Origin of the sequence: Rhizobium leguminosarum, from assembly GCF_019798305.1 — a bacterium.
In the GTDB taxonomy this organism is placed as follows: Bacteria; Pseudomonadota; Alphaproteobacteria; order Rhizobiales; family Rhizobiaceae; genus Rhizobium; species Rhizobium leguminosarum_U.
The window spans coordinates 65,309-83,736 of the sequence record NZ_JAAXDD010000008.1 but is presented as its reverse complement, the minus strand read 5'-3'; the positions used below and the strand labels follow the sequence as shown (position 1 = coordinate 83,736).

The 18,428-nt window shown below is 61.3% G+C and carries 16 protein-coding genes; 11 read left to right on the top strand and 5 right to left on the bottom strand.

Features of this window, described 5'->3' with window-relative positions:
* Window positions 1-31 precede the first annotated feature (31 nt).
* The 4 genes from HFO99_RS15680 (at window position 32) to HFO99_RS15665 (ending at window position 4,764) form a co-directional block, all read left to right on the top strand.
* A complete protein-coding gene (locus HFO99_RS15680) occupies window positions 32-877 on the top strand; it encodes a polysaccharide deacetylase family protein (protein WP_222362187.1) in 846 nt (281 codons plus the stop codon).
* 167 nt (window positions 878-1,044) lie between these two features.
* Window positions 1,045-3,087 (top strand): prolyl oligopeptidase family serine peptidase, encoded by a 2,043-nt coding sequence (locus tag HFO99_RS15675; RefSeq protein WP_222362186.1) that lies wholly within the window; start codon window positions 1,045-1,047, stop codon window positions 3,085-3,087.
* Window positions 3,088-3,194: 107 nt separating this feature from the next.
* Window positions 3,195-4,121 carry a Gfo/Idh/MocA family protein gene (locus HFO99_RS15670; protein WP_222362184.1) on the top strand — a complete coding sequence of 309 codons (927 nt, stop codon included), beginning with the start codon at window positions 3,195-3,197 and terminating at the stop codon, window positions 4,119-4,121.
* A gap of 139 nt (window positions 4,122-4,260) precedes the next feature.
* Window positions 4,261-4,764 (top strand): hypothetical protein, encoded by a 504-nt coding sequence (locus HFO99_RS15665; RefSeq protein WP_222362182.1) that lies wholly within the window; start codon window positions 4,261-4,263, stop codon window positions 4,762-4,764.
* A gap of 36 nt (window positions 4,765-4,800) precedes the next feature.
* Here HFO99_RS15665 and HFO99_RS15660 read toward each other — a convergent pair whose 3' ends face one another.
* Together HFO99_RS15660 and HFO99_RS15655 are read right to left on the bottom strand one after the other, a co-directional pair.
* The gene (locus HFO99_RS15660; protein WP_222362180.1) at window positions 4,801-5,250 is read right to left on the bottom strand and encodes a DNA polymerase III subunit chi; all 450 of its coding nucleotides are present in this window, start codon (window positions 5,248-5,250) and stop codon (window positions 4,801-4,803) included.
* Window positions 5,250-6,740 (bottom strand): leucyl aminopeptidase, encoded by a 1,491-nt coding sequence (locus HFO99_RS15655; protein ID WP_222362178.1) that lies wholly within the window; start codon window positions 6,738-6,740, stop codon window positions 5,250-5,252. Before HFO99_RS15655 ends, HFO99_RS15660 begins: the two co-directional genes overlap by 1 nt.
* A 144-nt stretch (window positions 6,741-6,884) precedes the next feature.
* On the opposite strand from HFO99_RS15655, the gene HFO99_RS15650 reads away from it, so the two are divergent.
* The 7 genes from HFO99_RS15650 to rsmA all read left to right on the top strand — a co-directional run bounded on the left by HFO99_RS15650 (window position 6,885) and on the right by rsmA (window position 15,343).
* Window positions 6,885-7,658: a phosphatase PAP2 family protein gene (locus tag HFO99_RS15650; protein WP_222362176.1), complete on the top strand. Its 774-nt coding sequence runs from the start codon at window positions 6,885-6,887 to the stop codon at window positions 7,656-7,658.
* Window positions 7,659-7,758: 100 nt separating this feature from the next.
* Window positions 7,759-8,940 (top strand): LPS export ABC transporter permease LptF, encoded by a 1,182-nt coding sequence (gene lptF, locus HFO99_RS15645; RefSeq protein WP_164578380.1) that lies wholly within the window; start codon window positions 7,759-7,761, stop codon window positions 8,938-8,940.
* Window positions 8,937-10,025 carry an LPS export ABC transporter permease LptG gene (gene lptG / locus HFO99_RS15640; RefSeq protein ID WP_018070552.1) on the top strand — a complete coding sequence of 363 codons (1,089 nt, stop codon included), beginning with the start codon at window positions 8,937-8,939 and terminating at the stop codon, window positions 10,023-10,025. Before lptF ends, lptG begins: the two co-directional genes overlap by 4 nt.
* Window positions 10,025-12,352, top strand: coding sequence for an LPS-assembly protein LptD (locus tag HFO99_RS15635; RefSeq protein ID WP_222362166.1), 2,328 nt, complete (start codon window positions 10,025-10,027; stop codon window positions 12,350-12,352). Before lptG ends, HFO99_RS15635 begins: the two co-directional genes overlap by 1 nt.
* Window positions 12,353-12,536: 184 nt before the next feature.
* Entirely contained in the window at window positions 12,537-13,481 is a 945-nt protein-coding gene (locus tag HFO99_RS15630; protein WP_164578383.1) for a peptidylprolyl isomerase, read from the top strand.
* 6 nt (window positions 13,482-13,487) lie between these two features.
* A complete protein-coding gene (pdxA, locus tag HFO99_RS15625; RefSeq protein ID WP_222362165.1) occupies window positions 13,488-14,516 on the top strand; it encodes a 4-hydroxythreonine-4-phosphate dehydrogenase PdxA in 1,029 nt (342 codons plus the stop codon).
* Window positions 14,516-15,343, top strand: a complete 828-nt coding sequence (gene rsmA / locus HFO99_RS15620; protein WP_222362163.1) for a 16S rRNA (adenine(1518)-N(6)/adenine(1519)-N(6))-dimethyltransferase RsmA — start codon at window positions 14,516-14,518, stop codon at window positions 15,341-15,343. Before pdxA ends, rsmA begins: the two co-directional genes overlap by 1 nt.
* Window positions 15,344-15,492: 149 nt before the next feature.
* Here the strand turns inward: rsmA and gmk are convergent, their stop codons facing one another.
* From gmk to mltG, 3 genes are read right to left on the bottom strand one after another with little or no spacing between them, the layout of a single operon-like run.
* The gene (gmk, locus tag HFO99_RS15615; protein WP_064251432.1) at window positions 15,493-16,155 is read right to left on the bottom strand and encodes a guanylate kinase; all 663 of its coding nucleotides are present in this window, start codon (window positions 16,153-16,155) and stop codon (window positions 15,493-15,495) included.
* Window positions 16,156-16,158: 3 nt separating this feature from the next.
* On the bottom strand, window positions 16,159-17,046 hold the full coding sequence (locus HFO99_RS15610) for a YicC/YloC family endoribonuclease (protein WP_222362162.1): 888 nt from the start codon (window positions 17,044-17,046) through the stop codon (window positions 16,159-16,161).
* 18 nt (window positions 17,047-17,064) lie between these two features.
* Window positions 17,065-18,282 carry an endolytic transglycosylase MltG gene (gene mltG, locus HFO99_RS15605; protein ID WP_222362159.1) on the bottom strand — a complete coding sequence of 406 codons (1,218 nt, stop codon included), beginning with the start codon at window positions 18,280-18,282 and terminating at the stop codon, window positions 17,065-17,067.
* Between the last annotated feature and the right edge of the window lie 146 nt (window positions 18,283-18,428).

Below are 18,428 nucleotides of genomic sequence, written 5' to 3'. Positions count from 1 at the left end.
ACATTCGTTACCGATTTGTTGAGCCCTTTCCATGTATCGTTTTTTCGTTCTGTCCTGCATGGCCTTCACGGCCACCCTCTCCGCCTGCAGCACCACCAGACAAGCCGCTCCCGATACCTCGATCAAGACCTCATCGGTGATCGCGCCCGAAGAGCGGAAACTTGCCTATGACGGCGACGATGCGACCCCGCGCCTTGCCGGCCCGCACCATCTGGCCGGACGGATACTGGAGGTCTCCTCGCTCGCCGATCTCAAGCTGCAGGACAAGGAAGTGATCCTCAGCTTCGACGATGGCCCGATCCCAGGCCGGACGGACAAGGTGCTGGCAATCCTCGACCAGTTCGGCGTCAAGGGCGCCTTCATGATGGTCGGCGAGATGGCCGAGATGCATCCGGCGCTCGCCCGCAAGGTCGCCCAGGACGGCAACACGATCGGCAGCCACACCTATGACCACGCCAATTTGAGTTCACTAAGTTTCGACGCGGCGATGGCCGAGGTGATCAAGGGCGAATTGGCGGTGACCAAGGCGACCGGAACCGATGTCTCCTTCTTCCGCTTCCCCTATCTTGCCGAGAGCCACAGACTGCGCGCCGCGATCGCCATGCGCGATATGGTGGTCATGGATGTCGATATCGACAGCAAGGACTATTTCACCACGACGCGGGTCTCCGCGACGCAGCGGACGATGAACCTCTTGCACAAGCGCGGCCGCGGGATCATCCTGATGCACGACATCCACAAACGCACGGTGGCGATGCTGCCGAGCCTGCTCTCGAGGCTCGAATCCGAAGGCTACAAGGTGGTGACGCTGAAATTCAAGAAGACCGAGGTGCCGAACACGGTCGTCGCGGCGGCCGATTTCGTGACGATCCGCTAGCGCATCGGCCCGAAAATCGAAATCGATTTTCGGGCCGATGCTTAGATTCAAAGTGTTACAGCGTCCTTCGCGCGTCTGAAGAGACGCGCGGCGCTGTAAGGCGGGTTGCCAAGTCGAGACCGGCTGCCTAGATCTGTCCGACGTCAACGGAAGCCGGCAGGTCGGATATGAACCTTCATCTCGAAACGGACGACGATCCGCGCACCCGCCAGTTCATCGACGAGCACAACCGGGTTTCCGACGCGGCACTGAGAACACCTGAATTCGCCAGGGATCGCGACGCGATCAAGACGCTGATCGAGCGGCAGGACAGACTGATCGTTCCGATGCGCCGAGGCGAGTGGCTGTTCGATTTCCGCCAGAGCAAGGACAATCCTCTCGGCATCTGGCTCCGCCTGCCCGCAGATCAGGAGCCGCTGCCGGACGCCGCCTGGGAGCCGGTCTTCGATCTCGACGCCTTCTGCGTCAGCGAAGGCAAGCGCTGGAACTGGCGCGGCGCCGTCACCTGCCCATGGGAGCCGATGCGGGTGCTGCTCACGCTTTCAGACGGCGGCTCCGACCTTCTCCGTCTGCTCGAATTCGACGCCGAGCGGAAACAGGTCGTCGAGGGCGGCTTCGATACACCGGCCGCACGATCGCATGCCACCTGGTTGAGCCGCGACGAAATCTGCTATTTCGGTTCCATCGACAGATTTTCGGCGACCCGCTCCGGATGGCCGCGTGTCGGACGGCGATTGAAGCGCGGGCAGCGGCCGGAAGATGCCGCCGTCATGTTCGAAGCAGCAGACGAGGACGTCTACGGCTTCAATCTCGTCATCGACCCTGCCCTATCAGGCGCTTCGGCGGATCGCGGATTGATCGATATTTTTGTCGCCGCCCACGAGATCGGCGTCGCGAGCGCTTTCCTGATCGCCAACGACGGCACACAGCGGCGCATCGATCTGCCTAAGGAAGCCGATTTCCAGTTCAATCATGATTATTGCCTTTGGCGGGCAAAGACCGATGAACGCGTTGCGACCGGCAGTCTTGTGCTGCAACGCTTCGATCCCGCCTCGGAGACGGCCCTGCTCGGGCCGGAGCGGATCCTGTTTCAGCCTGGCGAGGGCCAGTCCATCGCGCAGATGATGCTGATGCAGGAGTGGTGCGTCTTCATCATCTCCGAGCGGCTGCGTCCGCGTCTCATGGTGCTGGACCTGACAAGGCCTGACGCCGAACAGCGCGAGATTGCACTGCCGGCGGATATGCAGACGGCTCACTTCAGGCCGCTCCATGCGGATCTGCATCTTGGCGACGATACGCTCCACATCGTCGGCCAGGGCTTCCTGCAGCCGCCCGTCTGTTACCGCCTCGAGCTCTCGGATCGCAGCAAGCAGGCCGAGCCGATTTTCGGCGCCGCGGCGCCGAGCTATTTCGATGCGACCGATATGTCATCCGAGCTGCTGGAGGCTGTTTCCGAGGACGGAACGAGAGTTACCTATCGGCTTGTCCTGCCGAAGCAATGGACCAAGGGCGCGCTGCCGGTGTTGCTTTACGGCTATGGCGGCTTCGATGTCCCGTTGTCGCCAAGCTATTCCGGCGTGACAGGACGCTGGCTGGAACAAGGCGGCGCCTATGTGCAGGCCTATATTCGCGGCGGTGGCGAATTCGGGCCCGACTGGTATCGCAGCGCCAAGCGGCAGGGGCGAGACCGGGCTTTTGCCGATTTCGTCGCCATCGCGCGCGATCTCGTCTCCCGCGGCTATACCGTGCCGTCGCGGATCGCCTGCCAGGGCGGCAGCAATGGCGGTCTGCTCACCGGCGTGATGGTGACGCGCTATCCCGACGATTTCGGCGCCGTCTGGTGCCAGGTGCCTGTCCTCGACATGACACGTTTCCACCTGTTCAGTGCAGGGCAAGCCTGGATGGACGAATATGGCGATCCGGAGACGCCGGTGGACCGGGATTTCATGCTCGGTTATTCGCCGCTTCACAATGTCGGGCCGGCGACCAAGGTCAGCTATCCGCCGATCTACATCGAAAGCTCCGCCAATGACGACCGCGTGCATCCCTCGCATGCGCGCCGCTTTGCCGCGCGGCTGGAGGAAGAAGGACACCGGCCGCTCTTCCATGAATTCGGCTCCGGCGGGCATGGCGGCGACGGCAATTCCGAAGAGCGCGCCGCCCGCGCGGCGATGGGTTACAGCTTCCTTCGCCAAACTATCATGCGGTAGAATGCCATCATGCAAAGAATGAAGAGGGAGAGCTTGTCGGCGTTCCTCTTTCTGCTAAAAAAACGAACCCAATAAGTCATACTTTTCATAAGCTGGAGCGAAACACCATGTCCCCCATCAACCTCGCCATCGTTGGCGTCGGCAAAATTGTCCGCGACCAGCACCTTCCCTCTGTCGCCAAGAACCTGGATTTCGAACTCGTCGCCACGGCAAGCCGCCACGGCACGGTCGAAGGCGTCAAGAGTTATACGACGATCGAAGCGATGCTCGACGCCGAGCCCTCGATCGATGCCGTTTCGCTCTGCATGCCGCCGCAATATCGCTACGAGGCGGCCTATAAGGCGCTCGTCGCCGGCAAGCACGTCTTCCTGGAAAAGCCACCCGGCGCGACGCTCAGCGAAGTGGCCGATCTCGAAGCACTGGCGAACAAGCAGGGGGCGTCGCTCTTTGCCAGCTGGCATTCGCGCTATGCACCGGCCGTCGAAGCCGCGAAGGCATTTCTTGCCTCGACGACGATCGAAAGCGTGCATGTGATCTGGAAGGAGGATGTCCGCCACTGGCATCCGAACCAGGAATGGATCTGGCAGGCCGGCGGTCTCGGCGTTTTCGATCCCGGCATCAACGCGCTGTCGATCGTCACCCACATCCTGTCGCGGCCGATCTTCATCACCGAGGCAGTGCTTGAGTTTCCCGAGAATCGCGACGCGCCGATCGCGGCCGACATTCACTTCCGCAATGCGGACGGCCTGCCGGTTCACGCCGAATTCGACTGGCGCCAGACCGGCAAGCAGAGCTGGGACATCGTCGCGGAGACGGCAGCCGGCCAGATGGTGCTCGCCGAGGGCGGCGCCAAGCTCTTGATCGACGGCGCGCTGAGATTCGCCGAGCCGGAGCAGGAATATCCCTCGCTCTACCGTCGCTTTGCCGAAATCATCAAGGCCGGCAAATCGGATGTCGACCTCGCGCCGCTGCGCCACATCGCCGATGCCTTCATGCTCGGCAAGCGGAAATTCGTCGACGCCTTCCACGACTGAGCGATTGGCTTGCCTGTGCCGGGGGCTTCAACCCCGGCTTGGGCAGATGTGGTTTGCGACACCTGGCGTGGTATTGTCGTAATGTCGTCGTAAAAACTGGCAAGACTTGCGGACATATGACAGCTGGAGGCAGCCGCTCATGGGCAGCAAGATCCGCCGCAAGGGTCGATTTTTCCACACATTGAAAATCGGGAGCGTTCTCGCGCCGCTTCTGAGCCTTTCGGCATGTTGGGACGAGCAGCCCGCCATGCCTCCTGACGCACCGGGTGTTTCCCGATCGCAGGAGTATTCATTTGGTTCTGCGACCCAGGCCCAGGACTGGCAGGCCACCAGAAAGGTGCTGGGCCAACTGGAAGGGCGGTTCGGAGAGAAGTCCATGCGCATCCTGGCGCGCAATCTCGACAGCGCCACCGACCCGCAGACCATAAAGGCTTACTATGCCGAACGCCTTACCCACCAAGCCGACTGGGCAGAAATGCCCGTCAGCACCTTTGCCGACAGGGCGTGGGCATTCGCTTTTGTCAGCCCGAATGGAAAGCATGTTTTAGCAATCGAGGCGCTCAACGCATCGGAAAGTGCTGGCGGGATCGTGCCTCTCAATATCCTGACGAACCTCGACGAGGACACAGGTTCGACGCAGTGAGATCATTTGACAACAGCAAATAAGGCGCTTTTCGCCTTAAGCCTTCTTCTCCCACCGACCTTCCGGTGTCTGCTGCCAATAGGTGAGGTTATGCCCCTCGCCTTTCAGCTTCTTCCACTGCGCACGGGCGGTTTCCAGTTGCGCCTGATCGTGACCGTCGAACATGAAGACGATGCGCTCATAGGCATCGGCCGGCGGCGGCTCGGCGCCGTCGACGATGAAACGCACGGTCGCTGCATTGGCATTGTCTGGCGTCACGGTCAAAAGCACCGGCTGGCTTTCGGCAAAATCGGCCTCGTCGGTACCATGCGGCAGGAAACTCTCCTCGCGAAAAGTCCAAAGATGCTGATCGAGAGCATCGCGCCGCGCCGGCTCACGCGTCTGGACGACAACGCGCCAGCCGCGCTCGACGCTTTTGTCGATAAGCGGCGGAAGCGCGTCCTCCAGCCTGGTTTCGGTCAGATGATAGAAGAGAACGTCCGTCATCAGGATTCATAATGGGCGCGAACGAGCTCGTCGAGCAGGCGCACGCCGAAACCGGAACCCCAGGACTGGTTGATCTCGTCTTGCGGCGAGCCCATCGCCGTGCCGGCAATATCGAGATGCGCCCAAGGCGTCTCCTGCACGAAGCGCTTGAGGAAATGCGCGGCCGTGATCGAGCCGGCCTGTCGCCCGCCGGTGTTCTTCATATCGGCGAACTTGCTGTCGATCAGCTTGTCGTAGTCCCTGCCGAGCGGCATGCGCCAGAGCTTCTCATTGCTCGAAAGGCCGGCTGCCGTCAGTTGGGCGGAAAGCTGGTCGTCATTGGAGAACAGGCCGGCATGCACATTGCCGAGCGCCACGACGATCGCCCCGGTCAGCGTGGCGAGATTGATCATGAACTGCGGCTTGAAGCGGTCGTTGCAATACCAGAGCGCATCGCAGAGCACGAGGCGGCCCTCGGCATCGGTGTTGATCACCTCGATCGTCTGGCCGGACATTGACGTGACGATGTCGCCCGGACGCTGGGCGTTACCGTCGGGCATATTCTCGACCAGGCCGATGATGCCGACTGCGTTGACGGCGGCCTTGCGGGAGGCGAGAACATGCATGAGGCCGGTGACGGCTGCCGCACCGCCCATATCGCCCTTCATGTCCTCCATGCCGGCTGCCGGCTTGATCGAAATGCCGCCGGTATCGAAGACGACACCCTTGCCGATGAAAGCGACGGGACGATCCTTGCCCTTGCCGCCCTTCCACTGCATGACCGCCAGGCGCGGCGGGCGCACCGAGCCCTGGGCGACGCCGAGAAGGGCGCCCATCCCAAGGCGGCGCATCTCCCGCTCCGTCAGGATTTCCACTTCGACGCCGAGCTTTTCCAGTTCCTTCGCCTTGGCAGCGAACTCGACGGGGCCGAGCACGTTCGGCGGTTCGTTGACGAGGTCACGGGCAAGATTGACGCCGCCGGCAATCGCCTCGGAATCGGAAAACGCCTTCTTGGCACCGCCCGGATCGGCGGTGACGATCGTCACCTTGACGGATTTCGCCGGCTTTTCCTCCTCGTCGCCCTTCTTCGTCTTGTAGGTATCGAAACTATAGGCGCGCAGCAGCATGCCGAGCGCGAAATCGGCCGCTGCCCGCGCGCTCGTCTCAAGCCCGGGCACATCGATGAAGACAGCAGCCTTGTCAGTATTCTTGATTCGCGATGCTGCAGCACCACCGGCCTTCAGCCAGTCATGGGCAGTGAGTTCGGCGGCCTTGCCAAGCCCGATGACCACGATGCGCTCGACGGGCGCGCCTTCGGGCGCAACAATATCGAGCGCGCCCATGGATTTTGCGGAGAATCGGGCGATCCTGGCAGCCTTGGCGATCACGCCTGCCGGATCGACCGCTTCGGCGCCGGCAGCGCTGTCGGCCTCCGCAGTCTTCAACAGGATCGCCAGGCCGCCATTGAGCTTTGCCGACTTCGAGAATGAAATTTCCAACTTTACTGCCATGTCTTCTCCGCTGGGATTCTTTGAAATCCGTCCCTCGCGGATAATTTCGCGTTTGGCGGGTCTGTCAATGGCTTGCGACAATTGTTATGGTCGCCCGCGGCCATCATGGCCCTCATGTTTTCGTCAGTTTCGTAGATATTCGCGTTGACAGTTTTTTCGAAAAATCGATGGTGGGACCTGGCAATCCGCCTGCCGAAAACGACTTTCGGTGCATTCATGCTGCTGTTTTGGACGTGGTGGGCGCTGCTTGTGGTCTTCCGCGCCTTCCCTGGAATAGACATCTATTTTTCCCGGCTTTTTTTCGTGGGTGCAGATTGCGACGCGACGGCCGCCACCGGGAGCATCTGCGGCGGCTTTCCCTATCGCGACGTCGCGACCTTCGACCTGCTGCGCACGGTCTTCTTCCGCCTGCCCTATGTGGTGGCGATCGTGATGCTGTGGAAACTCGTCGAATGCCACCAGCAGCACGGCGCGACCTTCAACGCCGAACGGGCGCAAAAGCTCAAAGTCGCGCTCGGAACGCTGCTGATCGGGCCGGTGTTGCTGGTCAATGTCGTCCTGAAGGAACATTGGGGCCGGCCGCGGCCGATACAGACGGATATTTTCGGCGGTGCGCTGCATTTCGTCGAGGCCGGTTCGCTTGCCGGAAAATGCGTTTCGAACTGTTCGTTCATCTCGGGCGAGGCAGCAAGCGCCGGCTGGCTCGTCTGCCTTCTGCTCTTCGTTCCGAAACCCCTGCGTTATGCGCTGGCGGCGCCTGTGGCAGCGATCTCGATCCTCACCCCGGCGATGCGGCTATCCTTCGGCGCGCACTACCTTTCCGACGTCGTTCTTGGATGGCTTTCGTCGCTTGTCGTCTTCGCCGCGTTGCTGGCGTTAACTGAGTCGCAACAGCATCAAAAAAATTCTGAAATTTGAATGAATTTTTGACACCAGCTTGTCGCAAAAGCGCGACAAAGAGCGTAGAGGGATTCTCCTGCAAAGCCGTTTGGGCGTGCAGGTGCTTTCAAGGGCAGGCATGAAACTACTCGAGACATACATATTGCGGCGCGTCGGCCAGATGTTTCTCGTGGCGCTCCTGCCCGTTCTGGCGATCATTTGGACGACACAGGTTCTGCAGCGCATCAATCTGGTCACCGACAGCGGCCAGTCGATCGGCACGTTCGCCAAGCTGGCGACGATGATCCTGCCGTCGATCATTCCCGTCGTGCTGCCCTTCGCCCTCGTTATCGCGATCACCCAGACGCTGACGACGATGAACAACGATTCAGAGCTCACCGTTATCGACGCAGCCGGGGCGCGGCGCAGCGTGCTGATCCGACCGATCCTGCTGCTTGCCGCCGTCATCAGCGTCTTTTCCTTCTTCGTCGACAACGTTGTCGAGCCGCGCGCAAAGACCGTCGTGCGCCAGATGATCGCCGAGACCTATGCCGACCTCCTCTCTTCGGTGATCGAAGAAAAGACCTTCCGCAAGCTTGATGAAGGCCTTTATGTGCAGATCTCGAAGCGGATGGCCGGCCGCATGCTGAAGGGCCTTTTCGTCGCCGACGAGCGCGACCCGGCCGACGAACTGATCTATTATGCGAAGGAAGGCGCCGTTGACGATACGGGCACGACGCTGATCATGCATGAGGGCGAAGTGCACCGCAAAACGCCCGACGGCAACGTCTCGGTCATCAATTTCGATTCCTATTCCTTCGACCTCTCGGACATGACGGAGAATCGCGGTCAGGCGACGCTGCGTGCCAGCGACCGCGACCTGTGGTTCCTGTTCAATCCAGATCCGGCCGACAAGGACTATACGATCCGGCCGCAGAGCTACCGCGCCGAACTGCACCGCCGGCTGACAGACTGGATCCTGCCCGTTGTCTTTGCACTGTTTTCACTGGCGATCGCCGGCGATGCGCGCTCACACCGCGAAGCGCGGCTGCATCCAATGGTGAGCGCGCTTGCCTATGCCTTCGCGATGCGATGGGCGGCCTTCTACGCGGCCAATCAGATCGACACTGACCCTGAATATATCGCCGTCCTCTACGCCATTCCGATCGCCAGCAGCATCGTCTCGATCGTCTTCCTCGGCCTGCATAAGCGACTGGTCATGCCTTCGTTCATTCGGGACCGGATTTCGTCCTTCTGGAGAGGGATGCAGGAAAGGCTGCTTGCCGCGACCGGCAGGACCGGCGGGGGCGCTGCCCAATGATGTTCGGGACATTGTCGCGTTATTTCTTTCGCCGCTACCTGGTGACGACGGGCTGGTTCCTGATCGGCGTCTCGGCGATTTCCTTCCTTCTCGATTTCAGCGAGACGGCGGGCCGCATGTCCGGCCTTCCCGGCTACACGATCGGCGGCGGCGTCCTGATGACCGCGGTGCGCCTGCCGCTCATCCTGCAGCAGACAGTGCCGTTCATCGCTCTCTTCGTCGGCATGACGGTGCTGATCGGGCTCAACCGCAAATATGAACTCGTGGTCACGCGCGCAGCCGGCATTTCGGTCTGGCAGTTCATGTTCCCCTTCATCGCCGGCTCGCTGGCGCTCGGCCTGTTGACGATGGCGGCGTTGAACCCGCTTGCCGCCTGGGGACAGCGCCAGGCGCTGCTGGTCGAATCCGACTGGCGCGGCGAGAACGCGGTTCTGCGCAAGGCGCCGCAGATTCCGTGGCTGCGCCAGATCAGCGGCCGCGACGATGTCATCATCGGCGCGCAGACGGTCCAGGAGAACGGAACCAAGCTGATCGACGCCGTGCTGATCCATTTCGATTCAAGCGGTCAGGTCATTCTGAGACAGGACGCCGCCACGGCAAAATTGGAAGATGGTTACTGGCAACTTAACAACGTTGTCGAGCGCAAGCCTGGCGAAATCCCCGTGCGCAAAGCTTCGGTTCAACTTCGCACCAATCTGAAACAGGACTTCGTCCAGGAGCGGCTGACAGCGCCGGAAACAATTGGTTTCTTTGACCTTTCCAACCGGATTGCGGCGGCCAAATCCTTCGGCATCTCGACCAAGGCATTGGAGACGCAATTCAACTCCCTGTTGTCCCAGCCATTGCTGCTGGTGGCCATGACCTTCATTGCTGCAACAGTGTCTCTAAAATTTAGCCGGTTCAACCAATCCCGCTCCGTGATTCTGGGTGGCATCCTTTCGGGCTTCATGCTTTATGTCATCACCGTGCTTGTAAAGGCATTCGGAAGCAGTGGAGTCGTGCCTCCGTTCGTGGCGACGTGGATACCGGTGGTCGTCGCGCTGGCCTTGGGTGCGACTATTCTGCTTCATCAGGAGGACGGCTAGTGGCGGCAGGCGACCGCAAGTATTTTAGTAAACAGTTGGTTGCCCTGCTTGTCGGCGCGGCTTTATGTTCCTATTTCGGCAGCGCTCCGGCCTCTTTCGGCCAGGCCAGCGCGCCCGAACAAAATATAGAGAAGAAGATTCCCGAAGGGGCCAAGCTTCTGCTTTCGGCCAATGAACTGGTCTATAACCGTGACGCCGATCTGGTGTCGGCGGTTGGCGGCGTGCAGATCAATTATGCCGGCTACAAGATGGTCGCGCAGAAGGTCGAGTACAATCAGAAGACCGGCCGGATGATGGCGATCGGCAATATCGAGCTGGTCAGTCCCGACGGCAACCGCATCTATGCCGACAACCTTGACGTGACGGACAATTTCGCCGACGGGTTCATGAACTCGCTGCGGATTGAAACCGCCGACAATACGCGTATTGCCGCCGAAACCGGCGAGCGCGTCGGCGGCACCAAGATGATTCTCAACAAGGGCGTCTACACGGCCTGCCTTCCCTGCGCCGAAGATCCGAAGCGCGCGCCCTTCTGGCAGGTCAAGGCCCAGCGGGTGATCCAGAACGGCGAGACGCATACGATCCGTCTGGAGAGAGCGCGCTTCGAGTTGCTCGGCCATCCGATCGCCTTCCTGCCGTTCATCGAAGTTCCCGACAATACAGTGAAACGCAAGTCCGGCTTTCTGTTTCCGACGATGAGCCTGTCGCAGAATCTCGGCTTCGGTCTTTCCGTCCCTTATTACTATGTGATCTCGCCGAGCATGGACGCGACGGTCACCGCCACGGGCTATACCGCCCAGGGCTTCCTCATCGAAGGCGAATTTCGCCAACGCTTCGAAAATGGCACGCATATTCTGCGCGTCGCCGGCATCGACCAGGCAAAGCCGGGCAACTTCAGCTCCGGCACCACCGATGCCGAAGCCGGCCAGCGTGCCATGGTGGCATCGAAGGCCGAATTCCGCATCAATCCACGCTGGACGTTCGGCTGGGACGTCATGGTGCAGAGCGACAACAATTTCTCGAAAACGTACAAACTCCGCGGCCTGGCCAGCACGGATCGGACCAACCAAATCTATCTGACGGGACTTGGGAAACGCAATTATTTCGACATGCGGGCGTTCTATTTCGACGTCCAGGATGCCGACCGGACGAACACCGCCCAAAAACAGCAGCCGATCGTCTATCCGTCGCTCGACTATCATTACGTGGCGCCGCAACCGCTTGCAGGCGGCGAGCTTTCGGCTGATGTCAACCTGACGAATATTTCGCGCACCCATGACGACTTCTATACCGTCGACGGCTTCGAGCGCTTCGCCGGCCTAAAGGGCCAGACTTCGCGCCTGACTGCCGAGCTGCAGTGGAAGCGCACCTACGTCACGCCGACCGGCCTGGTGATCACGCCGCTACTGGCCGCGCGCGGCGATGCCTTCGCGCTGAACATGGACGACCCCACAGGTTACGCCGGCAACTACGACGACGGCAATTCCGCCACCCGTTCGATGTTCACCGCCGGGCTGGAAATGCGTTATCCGATCCTGATGACGACTGACAATAGCACCCATATCCTCGAGCCGATCGCACAGATCTATGCCCGCCCCGACGAGCAGTTGGCAGGCCGCCTGCCGAACGAGGATGCGCAGAGCTTCGTCTTCGACGCCACCTCGCTGTTCGACCGCGACAAGTTCTCGGGCTACGACCGGATCGAAGGCGGGACCCGCGCCAATCTCGGCGTTCAGTACACCGGTACATTCGACAGCGGTTACAAGCTGCACGGTATCTTCGGCCAATCCTATCAGATCGCCGGCCAGAACTCGTTTGCGACCGATGACCTCGTCAATGTCGGCGCGGATTCGGGCCTTGAAACAGACCGCTCCGATTATGTCGGCCTTGGCGGCGTCGAGACGCCGTACGGCGTTTCCGTCGCAGCCTCCTACCGGCTCGACGAAAGAGATTTCGAATTCCGCCGCGGCGATCTGACGACGGCCTACCAGAACGATACCTTCGCGACGCAGCTGACCTACACCCATCTCAGCGCCCAGCCGGCATATGGCTTTGCCGAGGACAATGACGAGATCCAGACCAACAGCAGCGTCAAGTTCAAGGATTACTGGTCGATTTTCGGCGGCATTGCCTGGGATCTGAACAATGATGTGATCAGCCGGCGGACGATCGGCCTCTCTTATGACGACGAATGCACGATCTTCACGATCGCCTATACGGACAGCAAAGATACCGACGACGAGTCGGGAAGCGACTGGACGATCGGCGCACGGCTGACCTTCCGCACGCTCGGCGACATCAAGATCGGTTCCGACACCCTCGAATGACGGGCGATCGGTGCAAACAGGGCCTGAAGCCATTGTTTCGCCGTAAGCCTGTGCAGGACATTGCCGCCAGTCGGTATCTGAGGCATAGGGGTTTCGCGCCGTGATGGAAGCGATTTCTGCGTGTCTCGCACTGTGGTAAGAACGCCGCGAACAACGGCTCGCGACGCTATCGGGAGGTCAACAGATGATTGACGCGAAAAAAGCCATAACCAAGTTCCTCGCCGGGGCAGCGCTTGCGTTGCTGACAGGCCTTGCCGGACCAGCGCTCGCGGTAAGTGAAGTCAAGGCCGTGGTCAACGGCACCGCCATCACCAGCGGCGATGTCGCCAAGCGCCAAGCCTTCCTGCGCCTGCAGCATACGAAGGCCGATGCCAAGACCGCCGAGGAGCAATTAGTCGACGAAGCGCTCAAGCAGCAGGAAGTCTCCCGCGTGCATATGTCGGTGTCGCAGCAGGACGTCGATGCGTCTTTCGCGCGCTTTTCGAGCGGCAACAAGCTTTCCCCCGAGCAGATGTCGCAGATCCTCGATCGCGCCGGCGTCGGCGTCGACCATTTCAAGCGTTTCATCGCCGTGCAGATGAGCTGGCCGCGTGTCGTCAACGCCCGCTACGGCTCGACCTCGCGGCTGTCGAACTATGATCTCGTCTCGCGCATGATGCAAAACAACAAGCAGAAGCCGGTGACGACGGAATATATGCTGCAGCAGATCATCTTCGTCATTCCGCAAGCCAAGCGCGGGGCCATCACCGGCAAGCGCAAGGGCGAGGCCGAGGCGTCGCGCTCCAAATTTCCGGGCTGCGATCAGGCAAAGGTGTTTGCTGCGACGATGCGCGACGTTTCCGTGCGCGATCTCGGCCGCCTGCTCGCCCCCGAGATCCCGCCGGACTGGAAGCCGCTGGTCGAGCAGGCCAAGGGCAACACGACAGGGACCCGCGTCACCGACAAGGGTGTCGAATATCTGGCAATCTGCAGCCAGCGGCAGGTCTCCGACGACCAGGCAGCCGAAATGGTCTTCCGCCAGGAAGATCTCGACAAGTCCAAGGGCGGCAAGGACGCCAGCCCGGAAAACGAAAACAGCAAGAAATACCTGGATGAACTGCGCAAAAAGGCGCAGATCGCCTATCGCTGACCGACAATGGCGATACCGTTTTCTCGACCGCTTGCGCTGAGCCAGGGCGACCCCGCCGGCATCGGGCCGGACATTACTCTGATGGCCTGGCTCCGGCGGCGTGAACTCGGGCTGCCGCCTTTCTTCCTGATCGGCGATCCCGATGTCTTGGCGCTGAGAGCCCGCCAACTCAATCTGGCGGTATCGATCCGCGAGACCGATAATGCCAGCGAGGCCGCCGGCATGTTTGCCGACGCACTGCCCGTCATGACCATACCGGCCGGCATCGAGGTCGTGGCTGGCGAGCCGCATGCGGCAACGGCGAAAGGCACGATCGCGGCGATCGAAAAAGCCGTGTCGCTTGTCATCAACGGCGAGGCGCTCGCGATCGTTACCAACCCGATCGCCAAAGCCGTACTCTACGAGGCGGGTTTCCGGTTTCCCGGCCATACCGAATTTCTCGCCGATCTCGCCGCCAGAGCGACCGGCCGGCCGGTGACACCTGTCATGATGCTGTGCGGACCGAAACTGAGGGCCATTCCCGTCACCATCCACATTCCGGTCCGGGATGTGCCGCAGGCGCTGACGTGCGAACTGATCATGGAAACCTGCCGGATCGCTCACGAAGACCTGAGGCAGCGCTTCGGCATCGAGGCGCCGCGGCTTGCCGTTGCCGGCCTCAACCCACATGCGGGCGAAGGCGGGGCGATCGGCAAGGAGGACGAGGAGGTCATCCGTCCGGCGATCGAGCGTCTGCGCGACGAGGGCGTCGATGCGATCGGTCCCCTGCCCGCCGACACGATGTTCCACGACGAGGCGCGCGCGCGATACGACGTCGCCGTCTGCATGTATCATGATCAGGCACTGATCCCAGCCAAGGCACTCGGTTTCGACGACAGCATCAACGTGACGCTTGGGCTTCCCTTCGTACGCACCTCGCCGGATCACGGCACCGCTTTCGGCATCGCCGGCAAGGGACTGGCGCGCGAGCAGAGCCTTGTTGCGGCGCTGAAGCTCGCCGCCCAGCTCGGCCGCAGCGCGGAAAGCCGCTGCTGATGGCAGCACTCGATGGCCTGCCGCCGCTTCGTGACGTCATCCAGCGTCACGGCCTCGATGCGCGCAAGGCGCTTGGGCAGAATTTCCTGCTCGACCTCAACCTCACCCAGAAAATCGCCCGGACGGCGGGGGCGCTCGATGAGGCGACCGTTTTCGAGGTCGGCCCCGGCCCCGGCGGACTGACGCGCGCGATCCTGGCGCTCGGCGCCAGGAAGGTTATCGCCATCGAGCGGGATACACGCTGCCTGCCGGCACTGGCCGAGATCGCCGATCATTATCCCGGCAGGATCGAGGTGATCGAAGGCGATGCGCTTAAAACGGATTTCGAGACATTGGCGCCGGAAGGCCCGATCAAGATCATTGCCAACCTGCCCTACAATGTCGGCACGCAGCTCTTGGTCAACTGGTTGCTGCCGAAAGCCTGGCCGCCGTTCTGGCAGTCGCTGACGCTGATGTTCCAGAAGGAGGTCGGCGAGCGCATCGTCGCCAATGAAGACGACGACCATTACGGCCGTCTCGGCGTGCTCTGCGGTTGGCGGACGGAGGCACGCATGGCTTTCGACGTGCCGCCACAAGCCTTCACGCCGCCGCCGAAAGTGACGTCGACGGTCGTGCATCTGGTCCCCCGCGAAAACCCCATCCCCTGCACTGTCGCCAATCTGGAAAAAGTGACGCAGGCCGCTTTCGGACAGCGTCGCAAGATGCTGCGCCAAAGCCTGAAACCGCTCGGCGGCGAGAGCCTGCTCGTCAAGGCCGGGATTGATCCGGCGCGACGGGCTGAGACCCTTTCCGTCGAGGAATTCTGCCTGTTGGCGAACAGCCTTTAGAGCGGTTCAGCTTTTCATGGAAGCGTAGAACGGCTCTAACCTTTTGTTTCTACGCAATTCCGGACGCAAAACCGCTGCGCACTTTTGCTGGAATTGTTCTAGATCCAGGATGTCGTCATCCGAAACCGGGCACGTTCCGGCATCGCGTCTTAAAGCGACGGCGTCTCTTCCAGGAGTTCGCGGACAAAGTCGAACATGCCATGGCGGCGGTCGCGGCGCAGGCGTTCGGCCTTGACGATCGACTGAACGGCGTCGAAGGCAGCGTTGAGGTCGTCATTGATGATGACGTAATCGTATTCGCGCCAGTGGGCGATCTCGGCGCGGCTGTTGGCGAGGCGCGTCTGGATGACCTCCTCGGAATCCTCGGCGCGACGGTGCAGCCGCGACTGCAGCTCGGTCATGGTCGGCGGCAGCACGAAGATCGAGACGACGTCGGCCGACATCTTCTCCTGCAATTGCTGGGCGCCCTGCCAGTCGATATCGAAGAGCATGTCGCGGCCTTCCGCCATGGCCTGCTCGACCGGCTCACGCGGCGTGCCGTAGAAATTGCCGTGGACCTCGGCCCATTCGAGCAACGCGTCGCTATCGCGCAGCCGCTCGAACTCGCGCACACTCTTGAAGTGGTAATGCACAGCCTCGACCTCGCTTGGGCGGCGCTGGCGCGTGGTGACGCTGACGGAAAGGCCGATATGCCTGTCGGTCTCCAGTAGCGTGCGCGCGATGGTGGACTTGCCGGCGCCTGACGGCGACGAGATGACAAGCATCAGACCGCGGCGGGCGATCTGCACGGGCGAGGATTTCGCCGGTTTCATGTCTTACTCCAAATTCTGGACCTGCTCGCGGAACTGGTCGATCACGACTTTCAGCTCGATGCCGGCAGCGGTGACCGCCGAGGCATTCGACTTCGAGCAGATGGTATTCGATTCGCGGTTAAATTCCTGTGCAAGGAAGTCCAGCCGGCGCCCGGCGGGGCCACCTTTCACCAGGAGATCGCGCGCCGCGGCGACATGCGCCTTCAGACGATCAATTTCCTCACGCAAATCCGCCTTGGTCGCCAGCAGTGTGGCTTCGGCATGCAGCCTGTCGCGGTCGAGTGCGGCCATGCCGTCCATCAACAAAGCGACCTGCGCGACCAGCCGCGCGGCGATCTCCTGCGGCGAGCGCGACGGATCGGCCTCGATCGTCCGTGTCAGGTTTTCGATCGTCGTGACATGGTCGAGGAGGATACGGGACAGCGCCGATCCTTCCTGTTCGCGCATTGCTCTCAGATCGGCAAGCGCGGCCAGTAGGCCGGCAGCGATATCGGCGTCACGGGCGGCAAGCGCTTCCTCGCCATCCTCGCTTTCGCGGAATTCCACGATGCCGCGCACCAGAAGCAGCGTATCGAGCTTCAGCGGCGCCGGGTCGATGACACCGTCCAATTGCTCGCGCATGGCCAGCACGGCAGCAAGCGCTTGCTTGTTCAGCACCGCCTCGAAACGGTTCTCGTCGGCGGTGACGGATAGCGATGCCTGCAGGTTGCCGCGGCTGAAGCTTTCGCCGGCAAGGCGGCGGACCTCTGCCTCCATGCGTTCGAGGCCGGGCGGCAGGCGCAGGCGCAGATCGAGGCCCTTGCCGTTGACCGAGCGCAGTTCCCATGCCCAGCGCCAGCGGCCGCTCGTTCCCTCGCGCCGCGCAAAACCAGTCATGGACTGTAAAGCCATCCGAGCCTCCCGAAAGTATCAGTTGATCTTCTTTTTCTTCGGCGGCACGACGGTCGCGCCATTATCCGCCGGCTGCTCTTCCGGCTGGCCGTCGACTGCGATGTTCGGGTCCGAGCCCTTATCGGCTTCGAGCTTACGCCAGCGCTTGACGTTGGCATTGTGCTCTTCGAGCGTCGCAGCAAAAACATGGCCACCTGTACCGTCGGCGACGAAATAGAGATCCTGCGTCTTCCAGGGATTGGCGACGGCTTCCAGCGCATCCTTGCCGGGATTGGCGATCGGCGATGGCGGCAGACCCTTGATGACATAAGTGTTGTAAGGTGTATCCCGCTTCAGGTCCGACTGGTAGATCGGTCGGTCGGCCGGTTTGCCTTCGCCGCCGAAGAGGCCGTAAATAATCGTCGGATCAGACTGCAGGCGCATGCCCTTGCCGAGCCGGTTCAGAAAAACGGAGGCGACATGCGCACGCTCGTCGGGAACGCCAGTTTCCTTTTCGACGATCGAGGCGAGTGTCACGAATTCCGCCTTGGATCGCAGCGGCAGCGAGGAGTCGCGCTTGTCCCAGATCTGATCGACGAGCTTCTGCTGCGCAGCCGCCATCTGGTCGATGATTTCCGAGCGCTTGGTGCCGCGCGAGAATTTGTAGGTATCCGGACGAAGGCTGCCCTCGGTCGGCAGTGCGGCCGGCAGGTCACCTTCCAGCACAGTATCCTGCAGCATGCGGTCGAACATCTGGCGGACCGTCAAGCCCTCGGGGAAGGAAACGGAATAGAGAATGGACTTGCCCGATTTCAGTAGCTCCATGATATCGCTCATGGAAGCCCTCGCCTTGATCTCGTATTCACCCGCCTTGAGGCTCTCACCCGCAGACAGATGCGTTGCGGTGAGATAGCGGAAGATGCGGGCATCGCTGATGATCGCGTTGCGCTCGAGGTTCGAGGCGATTTCGGTCAGACCAGCGCCGTTGCGGACGATAAAATTGGTGTTGGTCTGCAGCGGACCGGGATTCCGATAGGTCGATGTGGCGTAGTAGAAGCCGATGACGGCGACGACGCAGACCAGAACGGCCATCGTCATGATGAAGTTCAGGAAAAGAACGACCTGACCGCGGGCTTTCTTGGACCGCTTCGGCGGCTCCGGAACGCGCTCCGGACGCAGGGCTTCGCTCGGCGACTTCGGGATGATCGGTCCCTTCTGCGCCTGGGTATCGTTGCTCTGGTTCGTCGTATCGCTCACCGGCAATCCTCTAAAACTTGATCCTCACTTCGCTATTTCGCGAAGCAATGCGGCAAAAGCAGGTTCTGCCGCCGTTCAACGACGCCGCTGCCCGTCGTGATGCTTTCGCACGCCCCCTTACGCAACGTAGAGGACGGCCGGTTTGC